General features: G+C 71.7%; 22 protein-coding genes and 1 rRNA gene. 14 read left to right on the top strand and 9 right to left on the bottom strand.

Translation table 11 applies throughout. From position 1 onward, the window contains the following. Positions 1 to 41: 41 nt before the first annotated feature. From pstS to pstB, 4 genes are all read left to right on the top strand, one after another. Positions 42 to 1,175 (top strand): phosphate ABC transporter substrate-binding protein PstS, encoded by a 1,134-nt coding sequence (gene pstS / locus I003_RS0117080; protein WP_027772618.1) that lies wholly within the window; start codon positions 42 to 44, stop codon positions 1,173 to 1,175. Positions 1,176 to 1,315: 140 nt separating this feature from the next. Next, positions 1,316 to 2,317 carry a phosphate ABC transporter permease subunit PstC gene (gene pstC / locus I003_RS0117075; RefSeq protein WP_027772617.1) on the top strand — a complete coding sequence of 334 codons (1,002 nt, stop codon included), beginning with the start codon at positions 1,316 to 1,318 and terminating at the stop codon, positions 2,315 to 2,317. Between the two features lie 91 nt (positions 2,318 to 2,408). Beyond that, entirely contained in the window at positions 2,409 to 3,473 is a 1,065-nt protein-coding gene (pstA, locus tag I003_RS0117070; protein WP_027772616.1) for a phosphate ABC transporter permease PstA, read from the top strand. A gap of 29 nt (positions 3,474 to 3,502) precedes the next feature. After that, positions 3,503 to 4,279, top strand: coding sequence for a phosphate ABC transporter ATP-binding protein PstB (pstB, locus tag I003_RS0117065; RefSeq protein ID WP_027772615.1), 777 nt, complete (start codon positions 3,503 to 3,505; stop codon positions 4,277 to 4,279). A 40-nt stretch (positions 4,280 to 4,319) separates the two neighbouring features. Here pstB and I003_RS0117060 read toward each other — a convergent pair whose 3' ends face one another. Together I003_RS0117060 and I003_RS0117055 are read right to left on the bottom strand one after the other, a co-directional pair. After that, complete coding sequence (locus I003_RS0117060; protein WP_027772614.1) at positions 4,320 to 5,318, bottom strand: inorganic phosphate transporter; 999 nt, start codon at positions 5,316 to 5,318, stop codon at positions 4,320 to 4,322. Positions 5,319 to 5,323: 5 nt separating this feature from the next. Further along, positions 5,324 to 5,944 carry a DUF47 domain-containing protein gene (locus I003_RS0117055; RefSeq protein WP_026276740.1) on the bottom strand — a complete coding sequence of 207 codons (621 nt, stop codon included), beginning with the start codon at positions 5,942 to 5,944 and terminating at the stop codon, positions 5,324 to 5,326. A 227-nt stretch (positions 5,945 to 6,171) separates the two neighbouring features. Between I003_RS0117055 and I003_RS0117050 the strand changes: the two genes are divergently transcribed. Further along, entirely contained in the window at positions 6,172 to 6,507 is a 336-nt protein-coding gene (locus tag I003_RS0117050) for a metal-sensitive transcriptional regulator (RefSeq protein WP_027772613.1), read from the top strand. 218 nt (positions 6,508 to 6,725) lie between these two features. On the opposite strand, the gene I003_RS0117045 is transcribed toward I003_RS0117050, so the two are convergent. Continuing rightward, positions 6,726 to 6,929 carry a hypothetical protein gene (locus I003_RS0117045; protein ID WP_078564111.1) on the bottom strand — a complete coding sequence of 68 codons (204 nt, stop codon included), beginning with the start codon at positions 6,927 to 6,929 and terminating at the stop codon, positions 6,726 to 6,728. Between the two features lie 159 nt (positions 6,930 to 7,088). Beyond that, positions 7,089 to 7,976: an SCO4651 family lipoprotein gene (locus I003_RS0117040; protein ID WP_027772611.1), complete on the bottom strand. Its 888-nt coding sequence runs from the start codon at positions 7,974 to 7,976 to the stop codon at positions 7,089 to 7,091. Between the two features lie 93 nt (positions 7,977 to 8,069). On the opposite strand from I003_RS0117040, the gene I003_RS0117035 reads away from it, so the two are divergent. Together I003_RS0117035 and I003_RS0117030 are read left to right on the top strand one after the other, a co-directional pair. Continuing rightward, entirely contained in the window at positions 8,070 to 8,288 is a 219-nt protein-coding gene (locus tag I003_RS0117035) for a hypothetical protein (RefSeq protein ID WP_027772610.1), read from the top strand. 71 nt (positions 8,289 to 8,359) lie between these two features. Further along, complete coding sequence (locus tag I003_RS0117030; protein WP_486584261.1) at positions 8,360 to 9,916, top strand: FAD-binding oxidoreductase; 1,557 nt, start codon at positions 8,360 to 8,362, stop codon at positions 9,914 to 9,916. A gap of 120 nt (positions 9,917 to 10,036) precedes the next feature. On the opposite strand, the gene I003_RS0117025 is transcribed toward I003_RS0117030, so the two are convergent. From I003_RS0117025 to I003_RS0117015, 3 genes are all read right to left on the bottom strand, one after another. Further along, positions 10,037 to 10,774, bottom strand: coding sequence for a phosphatase PAP2 family protein (locus I003_RS0117025; protein ID WP_051368303.1), 738 nt, complete (start codon positions 10,772 to 10,774; stop codon positions 10,037 to 10,039). A 193-nt stretch (positions 10,775 to 10,967) separates the two neighbouring features. Then, positions 10,968 to 11,954, bottom strand: coding sequence for a bifunctional lytic transglycosylase/C40 family peptidase (locus tag I003_RS0117020; protein ID WP_027772607.1), 987 nt, complete (start codon positions 11,952 to 11,954; stop codon positions 10,968 to 10,970). 58 nt (positions 11,955 to 12,012) lie between these two features. Next, positions 12,013 to 12,423, bottom strand: coding sequence for a hypothetical protein (locus I003_RS0117015; protein WP_486584260.1), 411 nt, complete (start codon positions 12,421 to 12,423; stop codon positions 12,013 to 12,015). A gap of 373 nt (positions 12,424 to 12,796) precedes the next feature. On the opposite strand from I003_RS0117015, the gene I003_RS0117010 reads away from it, so the two are divergent. Further along, complete coding sequence (locus I003_RS0117010) at positions 12,797 to 13,504, top strand: SDR family NAD(P)-dependent oxidoreductase (protein ID WP_027772605.1); 708 nt, start codon at positions 12,797 to 12,799, stop codon at positions 13,502 to 13,504. A gap of 52 nt (positions 13,505 to 13,556) precedes the next feature. On the opposite strand, the gene I003_RS36470 is transcribed toward I003_RS0117010, so the two are convergent. Then, positions 13,557 to 13,721, bottom strand: a complete 165-nt coding sequence (locus tag I003_RS36470) for a hypothetical protein (protein ID WP_199784313.1) — start codon at positions 13,719 to 13,721, stop codon at positions 13,557 to 13,559. A gap of 343 nt (positions 13,722 to 14,064) precedes the next feature. Here I003_RS36470 and I003_RS0117000 point away from each other — a divergent pair, with 343 nt between their 5' ends. The 6 genes from I003_RS0117000 to I003_RS0116975 all read left to right on the top strand — a co-directional run bounded on the left by I003_RS0117000 (position 14,065) and on the right by I003_RS0116975 (position 21,375). Continuing rightward, positions 14,065 to 14,373, top strand: coding sequence for a hypothetical protein (locus I003_RS0117000; protein WP_018840935.1), 309 nt, complete (start codon positions 14,065 to 14,067; stop codon positions 14,371 to 14,373). Positions 14,374 to 14,585: 212 nt separating this feature from the next. Next, the gene (locus I003_RS0116995) at positions 14,586 to 15,419 is read left to right on the top strand and encodes a DUF8175 domain-containg protein (protein ID WP_027772604.1); all 834 of its coding nucleotides are present in this window, start codon (positions 14,586 to 14,588) and stop codon (positions 15,417 to 15,419) included. After that, positions 15,409 to 16,749: a hypothetical protein gene (locus tag I003_RS0116990; RefSeq protein WP_027772603.1), complete on the top strand. Its 1,341-nt coding sequence runs from the start codon at positions 15,409 to 15,411 to the stop codon at positions 16,747 to 16,749. Before I003_RS0116995 ends, I003_RS0116990 begins: the two co-directional genes overlap by 11 nt. A 6-nt stretch (positions 16,750 to 16,755) precedes the next feature. Next, the gene (locus tag I003_RS0116985) at positions 16,756 to 18,291 is read left to right on the top strand and encodes an SCO6880 family protein (protein WP_027772602.1); all 1,536 of its coding nucleotides are present in this window, start codon (positions 16,756 to 16,758) and stop codon (positions 18,289 to 18,291) included. A gap of 158 nt (positions 18,292 to 18,449) precedes the next feature. Beyond that, complete coding sequence (locus tag I003_RS0116980) at positions 18,450 to 19,823, top strand: ATP-binding protein (RefSeq protein WP_027772601.1); 1,374 nt, start codon at positions 18,450 to 18,452, stop codon at positions 19,821 to 19,823. Position 19,824: 1 nt separating this feature from the next. Beyond that, entirely contained in the window at positions 19,825 to 21,375 is a 1,551-nt protein-coding gene (locus I003_RS0116975) for a hypothetical protein (RefSeq protein WP_027772600.1), read from the top strand. Positions 21,376 to 21,429: 54 nt separating this feature from the next. Here the strand turns inward: I003_RS0116975 and rrf are convergent. Next, a 5S ribosomal RNA gene (gene rrf, locus I003_RS0116970) occupies positions 21,430 to 21,546 on the bottom strand. Between the last annotated feature and the right edge of the window lie 161 nt (positions 21,547 to 21,707).

Below are 21,707 nucleotides of genomic sequence, written 5' to 3'. Positions count from 1 at the left end.
GGTCTCGCACGAGTACCGCAAGAACCGCAAAGGACCCCACCGTGAAGCTTCCCCGCACCACCCGGCTGCGGACCGCCGCCGCCGGTTCGCTCGCCCTCGCCGGCGCCCTCGCCCTCGGCGCCTGCGGGTCGGACGACAACACCGGCGGATCCGGCCCCGCGAACGGCGGCGCCCAGGCCGCCCGCGGGGACGTGAGGTGCTCCGGCTCGGGCGAGCTGCTCGCGTCGGGCTCCTCCGCGCAGAAGAACGCCATGGACCAGTGGGTGAGCGACTTCCAGGGCCTGTGCCCGGACATCACCGTCAACTACAAGGCGACCGGCTCCGGGGCCGGCATCGAGGAGTTCCTGCAGGGCAAGACCGGTTTCGCCGGCTCCGACACGGCGCTCACGCCCGAGGAGGTGCAGGCGTCGAAGAAGGTCTGCAAGGGCGGCGAGGCGATCGACGTCCCGATGCTCGGCGGACCGATCGCCATCGGCTACCACGTCGAGGGCGTCGACGATCTCGTTCTCGACGCGGACGTCCTCGGCCAGATCTTCGCCGGCGCGATCACCACTTGGGACGACCCGGCCATCGCCGACCTCAACCGCGGCACGGACCTGCCGGACACCAAGATCCAGCCGGTGCACCGCTCCGACGAGTCGGGCACCACCGACAACTTCACCCAGTACCTGGCAGCCGTCGCGCAGGACACCTGGCCGCACCAGCCCGGCAAGAAGTGGCCCGTCCAGGGCGGGCAGGCCGCGGACGGCTCCTCCGGGGTCTCCTCGCAGGTGATGCAGACCGACGGCGCCCTCTCGTACTTCGAGCTGTCCTACGCCACCGCGAACGACATCCGCACCGTGAAGCTGGACACCGGCGCCTCCGAGCCCGTCGAGGCCACCAGCGAGAACTCCTCGAAGGCCATCGCCATGTCCAAGATCATCGGCACCGGTGAGGACCTGGCGATGCAGCTCGACTACACCACCGACGCCGACGGCGCCTACCCCCTGACCCTCCTGACCTACGAGATCGTCTGCGACACCGGCAACAACAGGGACAATCTGGACAAGGTGAAGTCTTTCCTCGGATACACCGCCAGCGAGGCCGGCCAGTCCCAGTTGAGCCGGCTCGGCTACGCCCCGCTGCCCGCCGAGATCGCAGGGAAGGTCCGTACGACCGTGGAGTCACTCTCCTGACCGCCGCCCCGGACCCCCGCAGCCCCCACGCCGACCTGCGCGGGGGCCCGGAGGGCGCGGTTCCCTCATCCGGTGCACCGCCGCCGGGACGACAGGCGCACGCCCCCGCGCCGCCGCCCCACCCCGGCGAGGGGCCGCCCGTGCGTACCGACACCGGCATACGCACCCCCGCCCCGCCACCGCCGCAGGCGCCGCAGGGGAAGGACCGCCGCACGGCCGGCACCCGGCTCGGCGACCGCGTCTTCGCCGGCCTGTCGAAGGGCTCCGGGATCACCCTCCTGGTGATCATGGGCGCGATCGCGGCCTTCCTCGGCTACCGCGCCGCGCTCGCCCTCGCCAGGAACGAGGGCAACTTCCTCACCACCTTCCAGTGGGACGCCAACGCCGACCCGCCGGTCTTCGGCATCGCGGTGCTGGCCTTCGGCACGGTCGTCTCGTCGGTCATCGCCATGGTCATCGCGGTCCCGATCGCGGTGGGCGTCGCGCTGTTCCTCACCCACTACGCGCCGCGCAGCGTCGCGGCGCCCCTCGCGTACGTCATCGACCTGCTGGCCGCCGTGCCCTCGATCGTCTACGGCCTGTGGGGCGCCCTGTACCTCGTGCCGCACCTCATCGGCCCCTACGAGTGGCTGGACGACCTCCTGGGCTGGACCGTCGTCTTCTCGTTCGACGGCAGCGCGCCGCGCTCCCTGATGACCGCCGGCATCCTGCTGGCGATCATGATCCTGCCGATCATCACCAACGTCAGCCGCGAGGTCTTCCGGCAGGCGCCGCAGACGCACCAGGAGGCGGCGCTGGCGCTGGGGGCCACGCGCTGGGAGCTCATCCGGATGTCGGTGCTCCCCTTCGGGCGCTCCGGCGTCATCTCGGCCTCGATGCTGGGCCTGGGGCGGGCGCTCGGCGAGACGATGGCGGTGGCCACGGTGCTGTCGCCGTCGGCGCTGCTGTCGGCGAAGGTCCTGGAGCCCGGGGGCGGGACGTTCGCGCAGAACATCGCCTCGGCGTTCAAGGAGGCCGGGGAGTTCGGGCGGGACGCTCTGATCGCCTCCGGCCTGGTGCTGTTCGTCATCACGCTGCTGGTCAACGGCGCCGCCCGGCTGATCATCGCGCGCCGCAAGGAGTACTCGGGGGCCCACGCATGAGCGACGCACGCGTGGCTGCCCAGCCGCACCCGACGGCCTCGACCGCACCTCCCGCCGCGCGGGCGGAGAAGCGCATGAGCCGGGGAGACACATGAGCCCCCCCGGGAGCCTGGTGGACCGCCCCGACCCCTTCGCCATCCACCAGCCGCGTCTGCCCCGCTGGGTGCCCGTGGCCACCGCCGCCGCGGCGGTGGCGGCGGCGGTGGCCGTCGGGCTGGGCGCGGGGCTGGACAGCCGGGTGCAGTGGGGGCTGATCGCCGCGCTGCTCTTCGTGGCCGGGCTGTACGGCGTCTCGGCGCGTGTGGAGGGCGCGCGCAAGGCGAAGGACCGACTGGCGACGTCGCTCGTGTGGGGAACCTTTCTGCTGGCCGTCATCCCCCTGGCGGCGCTGATCCGGGAGACCCTCCGGCAGGGCGTCAAGGTCCTCGACTCCTACTTCCTGACCCACTCCATGAACGGCGTGGTCGCAATCGCCCCCGGCGGCGGCATATACCACGCCCTCCTCGGCACCGTCCAGCAGGTCGCTCTGGCCACGGTGATCGCCACCCCGATCGGGCTGCTGACCGCCGTGTACCTGGTGGAGTACGGCCGGGGGGCGCTGGCGAAGGCCGTGACGTTCTTCGTGGACGTCATGACGGGCATCCCGTCGATCGTCGCCGGCCTCTTCGTCCTGAGCCTCTGGATCATGGGTCTGGGCTTCGGCTACTCCGGCCTCGCCGGCTCCTTCGCGCTGGCCATCCTGATGATGCCGATCGTCGTGCGCTCCACCGAGGAGATGCTGAAGCTCGTCCCGAGCGAGCTGCGCGAGGCGTCGTACGCCCTGGGCGTACCGCAGTGGAAGACGATCCTCAAGGTCGTCCTGCCCACCTCCGTCGGCGGCATCACCACCGGCGTCATGCTCGCCGTCGCCCGCATCACCGGCGAGACGGCTCCCCTGCTGCTGCTCGTCTTCGGCAACCCCGCCATCAACGACAACCCCTTCGACGGCGCCCAGGCGTCGCTTCCGCTCTCCATCTACGAGCAGTGGGCCAACGGCAACAACGCCTCCTTCGACCGCGCCTGGGCCGCCGCCCTGGTGCTCATCGTCTTCGTCATGTTCCTCAACCTGATCGCCCGCCTGATCGCCCGCTTCAAGGCCCCGAAGACCGGCCGCTGACGACCACCCACGAAAGAGATTCCAGCCCCATGGCCAAGCGCATCGACATCGGCGACCTGACCGCCTACTACGGCGGCTTCAAGGCGATCGACGGCATCTCGATGACCGTCGAGCCCACGTCCGTGACCGCCTTCATCGGTCCGTCCGGCTGCGGCAAGTCCACCCTCCTGCGCACCCTCAACCGCATGCACGAGGTCACCCCCGGTGCGCGCGTCGAGGGCGAGGTGCGCCTCGACGGCGACGACCTGTACGGACCGGGCGTCGACCCGGTCGGGGTGCGCCGGGTGGTGGGCATGGTCTTCCAGCGGCCGAATCCGTTCCCGACGATGAGCGTGTATGAGAACGTGGCCGCGGGGCTGAGGCTCAACGCCCGCTACCGGAAGTCCGAGCTGGACGACGTGGTGGAGAGGTCCCTGCGCGGCGCGAACCTGTGGAACGAGGTCAAGGACCGGCTCCGCGGTCCCGGTTCGGGTCTGTCCGGCGGCCAGCAGCAGCGGCTGTGCATCGCCCGCGCCATCGCCGTCGAACCGCAGGTGCTCCTCATGGACGAGCCCTGCTCGGCCCTCGACCCGGTCTCGACCGTCGCCATCGAGGACCTGATGGCCGACCTGAAGGAGCGGTTCACGATCGTGATCGTCACGCACAACATGCAGCAGGCGGCGCGGGTGTCGGACCGTACGGCGTTCTTCAACCTGTCGGAGGTCGGGGAGCCGGGCCGGCTCATCGAGGCCGGCGACACCGACAAGATCTTCTCCAACCCCGAGAAGAAGGCGACGGAGGACTACATCTCGGGCCGCTTCGGCTGAGGGCCGCGGGGCCCGCGGCCGGAGGAGAAACGCTTCGGCGCTACTCGAAGGCCAGATGCACCAGCCAGTAGACCACCGCCGCCACCCCCGCCGCGGCCGGCATCGTGACGAACCATCCCATCACGATGTTCTTCGCCACCCCCCACCGCACGGCCTTGACCCGCTTCGTCGCGCCGACGCCCATGATCGCCGAGGTGATCACGTGGGTGGTCGAGATCGGCGCGTGGAACATGAACGACGCCGAGTACATGATCCCCGCCGCCGTCGTCTCCGCGGCGAACCCCTGTGGGGGCTGGAGGTCGATGATGCGGCGCCCGAGCGTCCGCATGATGCGCCAGCCGCCCGCGTACGTACCGAGCGACAGCATCAGCGCGCACACCACCTTCACCCACCACGGGATGGCGTCGCCCTCGTCCTCCACGTCCGCGATGACCAGCGCCATCACCACGATGCCCATCGTCTTCTGTGCGTCCTGCAGCCCGTGCCCGAGCGCCATCGCCGCCGCCGAGACGGTCTGCGCCACCCGGAAGCCGCGCTGCGCGCGGCGCGGGGTGGAGCGACGGAACATCCACAGGATGGCGCACATCACCAGATAGCCGACGCACAGGCCGATTATCGGCGAGACGAACATCGGGATGACGACCTTCTCCAGCACCCCCGACCAGAACACCGTGGACGACGCCGCCAGCGCCGCGCCGACCATGCCGCCGAAGAGCGCGTGCGAGGACGACGACGGCAGCCCGAAGTACCACGTGATCATGTTCCACGTGATCGCCCCGACCAGGGCGGCGAACAGGATCCACATCCCGTGCGTGCCGTGCGGGGTCTCGATCAGCCCTTCGCTCACCGTCTTGGCGACGCCGCTGCCGAGGAAGGCGCCGGCGAAGTTCATCACCGCGGCCATGAGCAGCGCGGCGCGCGGCGTCAGGGCGCGGGTGGAGACGGAGGTCGCGATCGCGTTGGCGGAGTCGTGGAAGCCGTTGGTGTACGTGAAGAAGAGCGCAACACCGATCGTGACGACAAGCGCGAAGGTGTCCACCGGGCTCAGGACTCCTTGACCGCGATGGTTTCCACGGTGTTCGCGACCTTCTCGAAGGCGTCGGCGGCCTCTTCCAGGACATCGACGATCTGCTTGAGCTTGAGCACCTCGATGGCGTCGTACTTGCCGTTGAAGAGGTGCGCGAGCAGCTTGCGGTGGATCTGGTCGGCCTGGTTCTCCAGCCGGTTGACCTCGATCCAGAACTCCGGCAGGTGGTTGAGCGTGCGGAGGTTGGGCATCGCCTCGGCGGTCAGCTCGGCGGCCCGGGCGAGCACCTCGATCTGCTGCTCCACGCCCCGCGGCAGCTCCTCGATCTGGTAGAGGACGACGAGGTCGACAGCCTCCTCCATGAAGTCCATGACGTCGTCGAGGGAGCTGGCCAGCCGGTAGATGTCCTCGCGGTCGAAGGGCGTGATGAACGAGGCGTTGAGCTGGTGGAGGATGGCGTGGGTGGCGTCGTCGCCGGCGTGCTCCGCAGCGCGCATCCGTTCGGCGATCTCGGCCCGGGCGGAGGAGTCCGCCCCGAGCAGTTCCATCAGGAGCTTCGAGCCCGTCACGATGTTGTCGGCGGAGGCCGCGAACATATCGTAGAAGCTCGTCTCCCTGGGGGTCAGACGAAATCGCACGTGGTGATCCTCAGTGCTGCGAATATCGGCGAATAGGTCGTGATGATGCTAGGCGAGGCGTACCCGCGGAGCGAACCCTCTCCGCAGAACAGCCGCAGGACAGAATGCCACGAAGGCGGTAGTATATACCCCCTGAGGGTATATACGGCACAGTTCGCATACGGTGGACGCACACACAGCGATACGCGCCGGGCGGATCGAGGCACGGACAACGGAAGGACGGGCACGTGACCGACACCACGGGAGCGACGACCGCCGTCGAGACGGCGCCGGGCGCCGGCCCGCACGGCTACAGCAAGGACAAAGAGGCCCATCTCAAACGACTCCGCCGGATCGAGGGCCAGGTCCGCGGTCTGCAGCGGATGGTCGAAGAGGACGTCTACTGCATCGACATACTCACCCAGGTCTCCGCCAGCACGAAGGCGCTGCAGTCCTTCGCGCTGCAACTGCTGGAGGAGCACCTGCGGCACTGCGTCGCCGACGCCGCCGCCCGGGGCGGTGACGAGATCGACGCGAAGGTCGAGGAGGCCACCGCCGCGATCGCCCGGATGCTGCGCGCGTAACGCCGGGCGGACGGCCGCCGCTGCTGCGCGTACGTGAGCCGCGCGCAGCGTCCGCGGCCGGTCCGGCCGCGTCCCCCTCGGTGATGTGCCTCCGCGACGTGCCCCGCGCCGGGGGGACACCGTGCCGCGCGGTCCCCGTGCCGCGCGGTCCCCGTGCCGCCGTGCCGCCGTGCCGCCGTGCCCCTGTGCTGCGTATCTGCGCGCCGCGTGCCGCCGCGCTAGGGCGTGATCTCCCGCCGACCGCACCTGCGGTCCCGCTCGGAGCCGCGCCGCGCGGCTTCCACCCTCAGCACTTCGTCGATGCGGTCCTCGCTCAGGCGCTCTTCCGGTGCGCTCGTCGCCGCGATGATCAATTCACCGCACAACTCGATTTCGGCGAGAGCCACATGGTCCTGGACGGCCGACCCCCGACCCACGTGCAATCACCCCACTTCCCCTTGCACACCCGCCGGCAGCCGGGCTCACCGATCAGCGTAGGGAGCGCCGCACAGTCCGCGCATGACACGTCCGGACCATTTCCGGCCCCGGCTTTCCCGGGCGAATCCCGACGCGCCCGCGCAAACGGCCGGAATCAACTGCCTCTAGGAAGCGGACTGTTGGCCGACATGGTGAACCGTTCCGGCGTAGATGTCGTGCTCCGCGGGGAGGGTCACCTCGGCCGGCGCCCCGAAGTCGTAGGTTTCGACGGTCGAGGCCACCCGCACCGGTGAGCCGCCGGACAGCGCGAACTCGTGCCGCACCCGGCGCGGCCGGCCCGCCTCGTCCAGATACGCGTCGAAGACCACCGCGTCCTGGACGAACCCGTCCGCCGCGGCGGCCAGCGCCCCGCGCGCGTACGGGGACGCCACGCGGGCGGCGCGGCCGAGGTCCGCCGTGCCCTCGTAGTGGTGGACGACACTGTCGCCGACCCGCTCCTTGCCCACATACCGCACCTCGCGGGCGCCGCGCAGCAGTTCGGCGGCGGTCAGCGGGTCGGTGGCGCCGTTGGTGACGAGGTTGCCGTCGGAGAGCCGGGCCGTGTCGACGCGGAGCCACTTGTCGGCGGGAACGCCGCCGCCGCGGTTCTTCATGTACAGCTCGCCGCCCACGTACAGCTCCGTGATCGGCTCCTCCTCCGCCTGCGGCAGCACCACGCGCAGCAGGCCGCGCCGCCCCGCATAGTCGAACGCGCCGTCTCCGCTGACGGTGACCCGGGTGCCGCCGCTGGTCATCTCCATCGCCGTACGCGCCCGGGAACTGCCCGCCCCGGCGAGCGCGTCGGCGGCGCGCTGCACGGCGGTGAGCGGGTCGCCGCCCGGGTGTCCGTCGGCCGCGGCGCCGCGGCCCGAGCAGCCGGCGGTGGCGGACACGGCCGCCGCGGCGAGCGCCGCGAGGAGCGCGAGGGCGACCGCCGGCCTTGCCGCGGGGGAGGCGCCGGGACGTGCGGGCGCGGTTCCGGTCGTTCCGGTCCGCCGCTGCTCAGCCGCCATCTCTCGCTACCCCCGGCCGGTGGTTTCTCCGGTTCGCTTAACGAGGTGGAGGGGGCACCGTCACGGTCTGTCCCACCGCGGTACCGTGACCGCGTGCTCAGCGACGGACCCGGCGAGGGGCGGGGCGAGGACGGCGCGGGTGCCGACGACCGCCCGTACCGCGACGGGAGTCACCGCACCTCGACCGCGGAGCAGGGCGCCTTCACGTACGCCCGCTGCACCTGCGGCTGGACCGGGCCGGCCCGCCGCGCCCGCTCCCGCGCCCGCGCGGACGCCGCGGACCACCTGCCGGCGCCGGACGGGGCCTGCTGAGGGGTACGCACGGCCCAGGCTTTGCTACTTGGGGGTAGCGAAGGGCGGGCACAATGCGCTGTGCTGTGCGAATGGACAGGCGCACAGTGCTCCGTACCGCCCTCGCCACGGCCGCAGGCGTGGGCGCCGCCGGCGTCGCCGGCTGCTCGGGCGACGACGACGGCGGGAAGCCCGACCCGAAACCCAGCGGCTCGGGCGGCGGCACGACCACCGGCCCGCCCGACTGGCCCGCGCTCGCGGCGTCCCTCGCCGGCCGCCTGATCCTCCCCGGGCACGACGACTACAGAATCGCCGCCCAGCAGTACAACACCCGCTTCGACGACCTGCGCCCCGCCGCCGTCGCCTACGTCGACCACGCCGAGGACGCCGCCGAGTGCCTGCGCTTCGCCCGCGCGGCCGGCGTCCCCGTCGCCGTACGCAGCGGTGGCCACTCCTACGCCGGATTCTCCAGCGGCAACGGCCGCCTCGTCGTCGACGTCTCCGCACTCTCCGGCGTCGAGGCCGACTCCGACACCGCGACCGTCGGCGCCGGGGCGCGCACCATCGACGTCTACGAGGCCCTCGCCGTCCGCGGCCGGACCATACCCGCCGGCTCCTGCGCCACCGTCGGCATGGCGGGACTCACCCTCGGCGGCGGGCACGGGGTGGTCTCGCGCGCGTACGGTCTCACCTGCGACCACCTCACCGGCGCGACGGTCGTCACCGCGGACGGCAGGACCGTCGAGTGCTCGGCGGAGGAGAACAAGGACCTGTTCTGGGCGCTGCGCGGCGCCGGCGGCGGCAACTTCGGCATCGTCACCGAGCTGCGCTACGACACCCGCGAGGCCGCGGACGTCGTCGCCGCGAACATGGTGTGGCCGTGGTCCAAGGCCGAGGCGCTGCTGACCACGTGGCAGCAGTGGGGGCCCGACCAGCCCGACGAGCTGTGGTCCGCCGTCCACTTCGGCAACACCCGCGGCGGCGAGCCGACGATCTCGGTGGCGGCGCTGTCGCTGGGAACCGAGGACGACATGCACGCCGCCGTCGATCTCCTCGCCGACCAGGCCGGCGGCCCGGGGCCCGCCGAGGACGTCTCCATCGGCCCGCAGACGTACATCCACGCCATGCGCACGTACGCGGGCTGCGCGCAGGCCGACCGCGAGCAGTGCCGGCTGCAGGGCAGCGTGCCGGGCCGCAACGCGCGCGGCATCCTGCAGCGCGACACGTTCGCGGCGCGCTCCGACTTCTACGACGAGCCGCTGAGCGCCGGCGGCATCGGCACGCTGCTGGACCGGGCGGAGAAGGCGTCGCGGGCGGCGGACGCGCTGTTCATCCTCACGGCGCTGGGCGGGGCGGTGAACCGGGTGCCGGTGGCGGACACGGCGTTCGTGCACCGCGGTTCCCGGGTGCTCGCGCAGTACATCTCGTCGTGGAGCGAGGACGAGGACGGCGGTCCCGGCGAACGGTGGCTCGCGGACACGTACACGGAGATGCGGACGTACGCCTCGGGGGCGGCGTACCAGAACTACGCGGATCCGGATCTGCGGAAGTGGCGCGGCGCGTACTACGGGCCGGCGGCCGAGCGGCTGGCGAAGGTGAAGAAGCGGTACGACCCCGACCGGCTGTTCGACTTCGACCAGGCGGTGTAGGCGGTGGCGGCACGGGGGCGCTGAGCACTGCGGGGGGCGCATTGGTTCGCGCGCGCGGTGGCGCGTGCTTCCGTACGCCCTCGCGCCGGCCTCCGCAGCTGCCGCCCCCTGCCGTACCGGCTACGCCGCCAACTCGTCGCCGTCCCGGCCGCCTTCGCCGCGGTCCAGAGGCTCCGTCCGCGGCGCCGGTACGGCGCCCGGCCCGGACGCCGGGTCGTGCCCCGCCTCCGGCTCCTCCGGATCGCCGACGAGCCACTCCGGCGCCCGCCGCACCAGCGGCACCAGCGCGGCCGTCGCCACGGGCGCCAGCAGCAAAGCCACCGACGTGCCGAGCGCGATCCCGCCGACGACGTCCGACGGGTAGTGCACGCCCAGGTAGACCCGGCTGAGCCCCTCCAGCAGCGCGAGTGCCAGCGCCGCGAGCCCGTACCGCCTGCTCGCCATGAAAATGCCGACGGCCAGCGCCATGGCGACCGAGGTGTGGTCGCTGACGAACGAGTACCCGGTCGTGCCCGGCAGCAGGACCTCCAGGCCCTCATGCTCCCGGAACGGCCGCGGGCGCTCCACGATCGCGCGGATCGGCATGTTCGCCACCCACGCGAGCGCCCCCGCCAGCGGCCCCCACAGGAGCGCGGCCACGGCCGGCAGCGCACCCGCACGCCGGCGCACTCGCCACCAGCACACGACCAGCAGCACGCCGAGCAGCCCCATCAGCCCGTACTCGCCGAGAAACGCCGCCCCGCGGTCGAACCAGGGCGGCGTGGAGTCCGCGATGCCGTTGATGTCGTACAGCACGGAAACGTCGGCGTTCGACCCGCTCGGGGGTGCCCCCGCCAGGTGCAGCGAACGCATGTCCACTCGGCTCCTCTCCCCACCCGTTTCCCGCTGACCGGCGGCTGCCGTCTTTCCTATTGCAACGGTGCCGCCCGCCCTTTGCAACGGCGCCGCGACGGCCTGCGTTCCGTCTGCGACCGAAAGATCACCGGGAGGTTATCGAAGAGTGACCGTCCGTGTGGCCGCTACGGCGCCCGCGCGCCGCGGCCCCCGCACGTCAGCGCTTCGGCAGCGCCTCGGCGCCGGCCTCCGTGACCCGCGTGGCGCCGAAGTAGTCCGGTGAGTCGATCGGATCGAAACGGATCACGGCCCCGGTGTAAGGGGCGTCGATCATGTAACCGCCCCCTACATAGAGGCCGACATGGTGGATGGAGCGCGAATCGTTCATGTCATACGCAAAGAACACCAGGTCACCGGGGAGCAGTTCGTCCCTGCCCGGGTGCGGCCCGGCGTTCCACTGATCGTTCGCCACCCGCGGCAGCTCGATGCCCACCGAGGCGTACGCCGCCTTCGTCAGCCCCGAACAGTCGAACCGGCCGCCGTCCTCCGGCGTGCCGTCGCCGCCCCACCGGTAGGGCGTGCCGAGCTTGTCCTGCGCATAGTGGATGGCGCCGGCGGCCTGCTTCGAGGGCGAGACGCGGGAGGCGGGGGCGGCGAAGCTCTGCTCCAGGGCGCTGATGACCTGCACGTAGTTCTGCGTCTCGCGGTAGGGGGGCACGCCGTTGTACTTGATGACGGCGTACGGCCCCGCGTTGTACGCCGCGAGCATGTTGTCGGTCGGATCGCCGGGCACGTCCTCGACGTAGCCGGCGAGCTTGCAGTCGTACGTGGCCGCCGAAGGGATGGCGTCCTCGGGGTCGTTGATGTCGCGCTTGCCGTCCCCGTTGGCGTCGATGCCGTGGGTGGCCCAGGTGCCCGGCATGAACTGGGCGATGCCGCGGGCGTCGGCGGGGCTGACCGCGTTGGGGTCCCAGCCGCTCTCCTGGTACAACTGCGCGGCGAGCAGGGCCGGGTTGAGGGCGGGGCAGAGGTTGCCCCACTGCTGGACCAGCGACTGGTACGTCGCGGGCACCGCGCCCTTCGCAAGACCGACGCCGCGGCCGGCGAGTCCGGACGCGGCGGTGTACGTGCCGACGACGAGCAGGGCCAGGAACGACAGGGCCATCCCCGACCCCAGCGCCACGAAGAGCCAGAGCTTGCGCACTCCTCAACCATCCCTCATCGGGCTCCGGCTGTCTGCCCGTTCCCGGCCGGATGCGCTCTCAACGCCCCTTTTCCGGACGGTCCTTCGCGCACAGCGCCGCGTCGGCCGCCCCCTGGAGATCCGCCAGCCGGCCGCCCTCGGCGGCCCAGGTGGTGGGGTAGACGGGCACCGTCCCCCGCCCCCGGCCGGCCCACCCGCCGGCGACGGAGTCGCCCGGCAGGTCTCCGCCGTGGCCCCAGTACGTGCCGCCGAAGCTCAGCGGGAAGGACGCGACGCCGTAGCCGTACCGGCTGCCCTCCGGGTAGGTGTCCTGGCCGCCGACGTCGGTGGTGTCGTGCGTCATCGCCCGCAGCGCCCGGCCGGGCAGCAGCCTGCCTCCGAAGAGGGCCTTGCAGAAGGTGTTCTGGTCCCCGGGCGAGGTCACGAGACCTCCGGAGGCGCCGAACTCGTGGCCGGGCGGCTCGGTCACGTCCGTGACGCCGGCCTCGGGGTCGGTCGGATCGATCCCGTAGGGCGTCCAGACGGCTCTGTACGGGATCGGGGGCGCCCCCGGCGCCGTGGGCGGCGGCGACGGGCGCGACGGCACCGGCGCGGCGGGCGGCGGTTCGGGAGCGGTCCATGGCAGTCTCCCTGTGTCGTGGCGTGGTGGGCTCCACCCTCGTGGCCGTACGCCAGGTGATCACTGGTGCCGGCCGCCGGACCGGGGGTGGCACCAGCACCACCGCCGCAGGCACCGGACGACCACCTCCGCCCGTCCCCACCTGGGGTGTTGACTTAGAGAACACTCCAAGTGGTGCACTCACCCCGTCCGACCCAGAACGGCACCCGGAGGCCCGTCCGCCATGACCCACGACTCGCCCGTCACCCTGATCACCGGCGGCGGCAGCGGCATCGGCGCCGCCGCCGCCCGTCAGCTCCTCGCCCGCGGCGGTCGCGTCGCCGTCACCGGCCGCCGCGCCGACCGGCTGCGCCGCTTCGCCGAGGACGCCGGCGACCCGGCGGAGCTGCTGACCCTGCCCGGCGACGCCTCCGACCACGAGGCGGTCGACGACGCGGTGCAGGCGACGCTCACGGCGTTCGGCCGGCTCGACGCCGTCGTCGCCAACGCCGGCTTCGCCACCCACGACGACCTCGGCAGCGGTGACCCCGCGGGCTGGCGCGACATGGTGCTCACCAACGTCCTGGGCCCGGCGCTGCTCATCCGCAGCTCGCTGGCGGCACTGCGCGAGACGCGCGGGCGGATCGTCATCGTCGGCAGCGTCGCGGGCTTCATCTACGGCCCGGGCAACATCTACGGCATCACCAAGTGGGCCATGACGGGCCTGGCGGAGAACACCCGCCGCATGGTGACCGGCGACGGCATCGGCGTCACGCTCGTCGCCCCCGGCCGCACCGACAGCGCCTTCTGGGACGGCAGGGGCGGGGCACCGGAGGGCATGGAGATGATGACGTCCGACCAGGTCGCCGAGTCGATCGTCTGGGCGCTGAACCAGCCGGAGGGGGTCGACGTCAACACGGTCGTCATGCGCCCCATCGGCCAGCCGGTGTAGGGCGGCCGGGCGGAGGTCCGGTGCCCGTACGGCCACCGGACCTCCGCCCGCGTCAGGCGGCGACCGGCGCCTCCGACGGCTGCGCGGCCTCGGCCGCCCCCGCGCCCTCGGCCACTTCGGCCACCTCCGCCGCCACCGGCACGGCGGCCCCGTGCGGGGACGCCCCGACGCCGCTGACCGCGCCGACGAGCACCACGACGCCCGACACGACCGTCATCCCTTCGAACACATCCGCCGCCTTCCCTACGGCCGGTTTGAGTCAAATCCCCAACGACGCCCGCCCGACCCCCGTCACCGCGACACCCACTCTTCACATACTCCGATGCGCCGTAGGTCGGACAACCCGACCGTCTCCCCGACCCCGCAGGCACGCAGCGTTGCCCATAGTCACCTAACGTGATACACACAGGAAAGTCGGCGGAGAGCGCCGAACACCCTTGTGAAATCCACGCGGTTGACGCCAAATCGACTCTGACGCGGGCATCATCAGAGAGGATGGACGATGACTCCTGCCGTCCACCCCGGACGGCAACACAGCGCATGGGGCGGTGAGTTACGACATGTTCCTGGCAGCCGACAAGGGCGACATCAACACCATCATCGGCGGTATCGCCCCTGACTGGGGTCCCTTCGGAAGCCTGGGCCAAGAAGCGCGCGTGATGATCGAAGTGGTCATGGCGGTCGCGATCCTGCTCTGCCTGGGCATCGCGATCTGGGGCGCGGCCAAGCAGCGCATCGGCGCGACCGCGCTGCGCGACACGTTCAGCGCAGAACAAGGCAAAGGGCTGATCGTGGCGGGACTGACGGGAGTGTTCATCATCGGCTCCCTCGGCACCGTGTTCACGATCGTGTACGGAATGGCGGTGTAGGCCGGGCCGTGACTTCAGGGCCAGGCGTACGGCGAACGGCGGTGCGGCACACGGCGACGGGACGTCGCCCGAGCCTGCGGCCCGGGAGGCGACCACCCCCCGGCCGCGGCCCGGGGACCCCTGTGCGCCGTCGGACGGCGCACCGCTACCTTCTTGTGCCTACGGCACGCCGGGGCAACGCAGCACCGGCGCTCGGAAGGGGGTGACCCGGCATGAGCCACGACGACGACTACGTCGACTACGCCACCCCCGAACCCGGCACCCGCACCCGCTTCGCCGAGGGCGACAACGACGCCCGCTACGGGGCCCCGCGCCGCGGCGGCCGCGTCTCGCCCTCCCGCGCGATGGTCACCGTCGTGGGCGTCGTGGTGCTCCTGATCGCCGCCATCGCCTTCGCCAACCGCGGCGGCACCACCCAGGACGACCCCGAATCCACCGCCAACCCCGACACCAAAGCCCAACCCACCTCCCCCACGGGCGACGCCCCGGTCAAGAACTCCACCAACGGCATCCCCTCGGGCTTCCCCCGATCCCCGCAGGGCGCCCAGTCGGCGGCGGCGAACTATGCCGTCGCGCTCGGCGGCGACCAGATGTTCACGCCCGAAGGCCGCCACAAGCTGGTCGACGCGCTGTACACACCGGACCTGGCGGAGAAGACCAAGACCGGCATGGACGCCGCGTACTCGGAAGACTTCCTCGCCAACCTCGGGCTCGACGCCGAGGGCGAGCCCCCCTCCGGCATGACCTTCATCTCCCGGACCGTCCCGATCGGCACGACCGTCAAGGAGTACGAGGACGGAGTGGCCACCGTGGCCGTCTGGTACACCGGCATGATCGGCCTGGCAGGCCCCGACTCGGACGTGCCCGTACGCACCACCTGGCACACCTGGACCTTCGAACTCCAGTGGTCGGGCGGCGACTGGAAGATCGCCGCCGACTCCCAGAAGCGGGGCCCCGCCCCCGTCCCCGGTGATGTACCGGCGGCGACCGACGAGCAGATCGAGGACGCCGTCGAGCAGTTCGGAGGCTTCACCTATGCCCGGTAGCCCGCGGCGTCGCGTCGCCTCAGCCCTCGCCCTGCTCGCGGGCGCGCAGGCCTCTCTCATGCTCGCCGCCCCCCGCGCCCTCGGCGCCGTACCGGCGCAGGACGACGGCGGCGGCGCGTGCGACAGCCTCATCGGCCCGGCCCGGGACTACTGCGAGAAGGAAGACGAAGGCGGCCGGTCCGCACCCAAATCGCCCGGCGATGTCACCGAGTCCGTCGACCCCCTGTCCTCGCTTGCCAAGGGTTGTGCCGAAGCCGCCGCCTGGACCATCGACAAGCTCTCCGACGCCGTCACCTCCACGACCACCGTCGACTTCACCAACGCCACCTTCCTGCGCCAGTACGCCGTCGTCTTCGCCGCCTCCACCATCCTCACCCTCACGCTCTGGCTCCTCGCCGTCGCCAAGCGCGCCATCCGCGGCGTCCCCCTCGGCGAAGCACTCGGCGAGGCCATCGGCTTCCTCTGGCTCACCGTCCTCGCCTCCGCCTTCACCCCCCTCGTCCTCTACACCCTCGTCACCGCCACCGACTCCGTCACCGAAGCCATCGCCTCCGGTACGTCGTCCAACACCGACACCTTCTTCGGCGGCTTCTCCGAGGCGCTCAAGAAGGGCGAGGACATCGGCGGCGGGCCGATCATGCTCATCGTCGTCTCCCTCGTCTCGGTGCTCGCCGCAGGCGTGCTCTGGCTGGAGCTCGTCATCCGCGCCGCCCTCCTCTACGTCGGCGCCCTCCTCGGCACCGCCGTCTACGCCGGGCTCGTCGACAAGAACATGTGGCACCACGTCCGCCGCTGGGCCGGGATCATGATCGCCGTGATCCTCGTGAAGCCGGTCATCGTGATCGTCCTCGGCCTCGCCGGCGCCCTCTCCGCCGAGGAAGGGCCCGACGCCTTCTCCGCCGTGGTCTCCGGCCTCGCGATCATCCTGCTCGCCATCTTCGCCAGCGCGATGATCTACCGCTTCGTGCCCGGCTTCGGCGACGAGATCATGACCGCCAAGCAGGGCCGCCGCTCCACCTCCGCCAACCCGGCGTCCGCCGTCATGGCCACTCCCGCCGCCCTGGTCACCGCCGGTATGAAGACCCACGGCTCCCGTACCTCGTCGTCGGGGCCCGCGGGGGGCGCCACCGGCGAGTCCCGTTCCGCGGCCAAGCCCGCCAACCCGGTCGCGGGCGGTGTCGCCGCCCACAGCACGCGCCCGCAGCAGTCCGCCCCGCCGAAGCCCCGCACCGCCAGCCCCGGCTCCGGCGGCTCCGGCTCCGGCTCCGGCTCGCAAGGGGGCCGCGGCACGCCCCCGCACTCCGCCCACCAGCCCGGAAGCAGGAGGTGACCTGCGGTGACCACGCACGACACACCGGCGATCACCCCCCGGCGTACATACCTCATCGGCAAGGCCCGCCCCAACGCCATCGTCGGCCGTAACCGCGAGACCGGCGAGATCGGCCTGATCATCGGCGGCGCCTTCCTCGGCATGATGTGCGGCCTCCTCGTCCCCGTGCTGTCGCTGCGCATCGTGCTGCTCATGGGCTTCCCGATGCTCGCCCTCGCCGCCGTCTACGTCCCGTACCGCGGCCGCACCTTCTACCGCTGGTTCGAGATCAGCCGGAGCCACCGCCGCCTCCTGCGCAGCGGTGCCGCCGTCTACCGCTCCGGCGCCCAGGAAGCCGGCACCCGCCTCAACGGCGAGGAGGTCGCCGTCGGCACGCCGCCCGGCATCGGCCGCATCAGTTGGATGGTCGCCCCCTTCGGCCCTGACGAGATCGCCGTCCTGCTGCACGCCGACCGCCGCACCGTCACCGCCGTCATCGAGATCGAAGGCCCCGGCGTCGGCCTGCGCGACAGCGAGGACCAGGAGGCGCTCGTCGACCGCTTCGGCACGCTTCTCAAGCACGCCGCCAACGGCGACGGCTTCGTACGCCGCCTGCAGATGCTCGCCCGTACGCTGCCCGCCGACCCCGACGCGCACGCCAAGGACGTCTCGCAGCGCGGCGACCCGCGCGCACCGCAGTGGATAAAGGGCTCGTACGACCAGCTCCAGTCGATGGTCTCGACCTCCTCCGAGCAGCACCGCGCCTACCTCGTCGCCTGCATGCCCTACACCCGCGACCTCGGCCAGGAGGCCACGGTCATGGGCCGCGCGACCAAGCAGAGCCGCGACGAGTGCATCGCCGTCATCATGTCCCGCGAGCTGGGAGACATCTGCGCCCGTCTCGCCGAGGCCGACATCCGGGTACGGCAGCCGCTGGGCATCGCGCGCCTCTCGGCCCTCGTGCACTCCATGTACGACCCGGACCACCCCATCGACCACATCCAGGCCATGACCCAGCGCAACGCCTGGCCCGCCGAGCTGGATGCCGTGGACCCGCAGTTCCTGCGCGCCAAGACCCGCGAGTCGGCGACCCGCGACCCCTGGTGCCACGCCACGGCGTGGGTGAAGGAGTGGCCGATGACCCCCGTCGGCGTCAACTTCCTCGCCCCGCTGCTCGTCCACACCCCGGACGTCATCCGCACGGTCGCCGTATGCATGGACCTGGAGCCCACAGAAGTGGCCATCGAGCGGATGCTGACGGAGAAGACGAACGATGACGCCGAGGCGTCCCGGCAGGCCAAGATGAACCGCGTCGTCGACCCCCGGGACATCGCCCACCACGACCGCATCGACCAGCGCGGCGAAGACCTCGCCTCCGGCGCCGCCGGCGTCAACCTCGTCGGCTATCTCACGGTCTCCGCCCGCTCCCCCGAGGCTCTCGCCCGCGACAAGCGCACGATCCGTGCCTCGGCGGGGAAGTCATACCTGAAACTGGAATGGTGCGACAGAGAGCACCACCGCGCCTTCGTGAACACGCTGCCTTTCGCGACCGGGATCAGGTGACCCATGGCTCAGCGGTTGATGCTCCACCACGGGACGGTACGCGCGCCGCGGTGCGCCGGCCCGTCACCCCACGCTCCGGTCCCCGCCCGGAAGGGCACACCGCACCACCGCGCCTTCGTGAACACGCCGCCCTTCGCGACCGGGATCAGGTGACCCCCATGGCCGACCTCCTCGATCTGGCGACGCGCGCCTTCGCGGGCTTCGTCTTCGGCAAGACGGAGACCCAGAGGCTGCCCGTGCGCACCTCCACAGCGCAGGCGCAGGCCGTCTATCTCCCCACCGCGGCGCCCGGACTGGGTGACTCCGGCGTCATCATCGGCCGCGAGGTCTACAGCGGCAAGGGCTACATCTACGACCCCTTCCAGCTCTACGGCCAGCAGCTCCCGGCCCCGCACTGGCTGGTGCTCGGCGAGTCCGGCAACGGCAAGTCCGCGCTGGAGAAGACCTACGTCCTGCGCCAACTGCGCTTCCGCGACCGCCAGGTCGTCGTGCTCGACGCCCAGGGCGAGGACGGCGAGGGCGAATGGGCGCTCATCGCGCAGGAGCTGGGCATCACCCCCATCCGGCTCGACCCCCTCGCCGCCCTCGACAGGGGCATCCGCCTCAACCCCCTCGACCCGGCGATCACCTCCACCGGCCAGCTCGCCCTGCTCCGTACGATCATCGAGGTCGCCACCGGCAGCGGCCTCGACGAGCGCTCGGGCTTCGCCCTCAAGGTCGCCCACGCGTACGTCAACGAGACGGTGACCGACCGCCAGCCGGTGCTCACCGACATCGTCGAGCAGCTCCGCCACCCCGCCCCCACCGCGGCCGAGGCCATGAACGTCGACGTCGAGGACGTCCGCAACTGGGGTCTGGACGTCGCCCTCGTCCTCGACCGCCTCGTCGACGGCGACCTGCGCGGCATGTTCGACGGCCCGACGACCGTCGGCATCGACCTCGACTCGCCGCTCATCATCTTCGACCTCTCCCACATCGACCGGAACTCGATCGCCATGCCGATCCTCATGGCGATCGTCGGCGTGTGGCTGGAGCACACCTGGATCCGCCCCGACCGCAAGAAGCGCATCTTCCTGGTGGAAGAGGCATGGCACATCATCAACTCCCCCTTCGTCGCCCAGCTCTTCCAGCGGCTGCTGAAGTTCGGCCGCCGGCTGGGCCTCTCCTTCGTCGCCGTCGTCCACCACCTGTCGGACGTCGTGGACGGAGCGGCGGCACGGGAGGCGGCGGCGATCCTCAAGATGGCGTCGACACGCACGATCTACGCCCAGAAGGCCGACGAGGCCCGCGCGACCGGGAAGGTCCTCGGGCTGCCGCGCTGGGCCGTGGAGATCATCCCGACGCTCACGCCCGGCATCGCGGTGTGGGACGTCAACGGCAACGTGCAGGTCGTCAAGCACCTGGTGACCGAGGCCGAACGGCCGCTGGTCTTCACCGACCGGGCGATGACGGAGTCCGCCCCGGTACCGGCCCTGGAGGCGGCGGACGACACCGGTCCGGTGGTGATGGAGAAGGAATCGACGGTGGCCTGAGATGGCGCAGGGTCGCGGTGGACGGAGCCGGGGCGGGGACCAGGGCAGCCCGGAGGGGGGCATCCCCGACGCCCTGCTCCTCGGCGTCATGGCCTTCCTGCTGGGCCTGACGATCCTGGTATGGACGGCGACGGGTCTGTCCGGGTTGCTGGCGCACGGGGCGTGGCCGGACGGCGTCACGTTCACGCGGACGCCGCTGGCGATGCGCGAGCTGGTTGCGGAGCCGCACGATCTGCCGGCCGCCTGGCCGGACACGCCGCGGGAGTCCCTGTCGGGGTGGGGGCTGTTCTGGGGCGTGTTCATCAGCCAGTTGATGGTGCTGGGGACGTTCACGCTCGTGGGGATGACGACGCTGGCGAGCTGGCGGGCACGCCGTGCGGCGGCGCGAAAGGCGGCGGCGGGAGACGAGGCGCTGGCAGGCGGTCTGGAGGACCGGTACGAGAACTCGCGGTATGAGGGCTCCCGGTACGAGGACACGGAGCCCCCGGCGCCCGCCCGGCGGCCCCGACCGCCTGTGCAACGGACCCGGGAGTGGCAGCCGCGGCCCGCACCGTCCACGGAGCCCCTGCCGGGGATCCCGCGGCAGGGGCCGGCGCGGCCCCCGGCCGGTGTGCCGCCGGCACACGCGGGACCGCTGGTGTTCCGTAAGGGCAGCCCGACGGCCGTGGCCGTCACCCGGGAGACGCTGCTGGGGGCGGAGGGCCCGGCACTCGTCGTGACCTCCGACGCCGCCCTGTGGGCGGACACCAAAGACGCCCGCGCCAAGCTCGGCCCCGTCCTCGTCTACGACCCGGGCCAGCTCTGCGACACCCCGGACCGCCTCCGCTGGTCCCCGGCCACCGGCTGCCAGGACCGCTCCACGGCCTCGGCCCGCGCGGCGGCCCTCCTGCTCCCGGTACGTCCCCAGCACCGCACGGACACGACCGTGGCGGACACCGCGGAGACGATGCTCGGCTGCTGGCTCCACGCCGCCGCCGTGTCGTCCCGCCCGTTCGCCCAGGTCCACCGCTGGGCCCAGGGCACGGGCGCCCACGAACCGGTGGGTATCCTCCGCTCGGTCCCGGAAGCGGCCTCGGGCGCGGCCGGCGAGCTGGAGTCGGCGCTGACGGGCCATCCGGAGCGGCGGGACGCGGCGTCGGAGCTGGTGGTGACGGCGCTGGAGGGCATGTCATCGATCCATATCCGCAACGCTTCGAAACCCACCCGAGCAGATTCGCTCGTCCTGGAGTCATTCATCGACGAAGGGGGAACGCTCTATCTGGTGGGTGAAGCCATCGAAGGCACCCGGTCCCGACCGGGCGCGATGCCACTGCTCACCGCTCTCGCCGCAGACGTGGTCGAGCACGGCCGCCGCATGGCCGAAGGGTCATCCACCGGCCGGCTCGACCCACCACTCACCCTCGTCCTCGACGACATCGCCGCAGTCGCGCCCCTCGCCCAGCTCCCCGCCCTCCTCACCGAAGGCGACCGCGAGGGACTGCCCACCCTGGCCACGATGCGCTCCCCGGAGCAGGCGCGGAGCCGCTGGCCGGGGTTGTCGCTGGGGGTGTGAGGGTCTGGAAATGGCTCAACCCCCGGACGATGTCCGGGGGTTGAGCTAAAAATTGTTCGGCGGTGACCTACTCTCCCACACGGTCCCCCGTGCAGTACCATCGGCGCGGTCGGGCTTAGCTTCCGGGTTCGGAATGAGACCGGGCGTTTCCCCAACGCTATGACCACCGAAACACTATGAAACTCTCCCCCACACCACCCCACCCAGATCACGACTGGTGTGGTGTGGGCGGGTTGTTGTTTCAGAACCCGCACAGTGGACGCAAGCAGCTATGGACAAGCCCTCGGCCTATTAGTACCGGTCACCTCCACCCCTCACAGGGCTTCCAGATC

Source organism: Streptomyces sp. CNQ329, from assembly GCF_000482585.1.
Note: the sequence above shows the minus strand (reverse complement) of the source record. Positions and strands in the feature narration are given on the sequence as shown.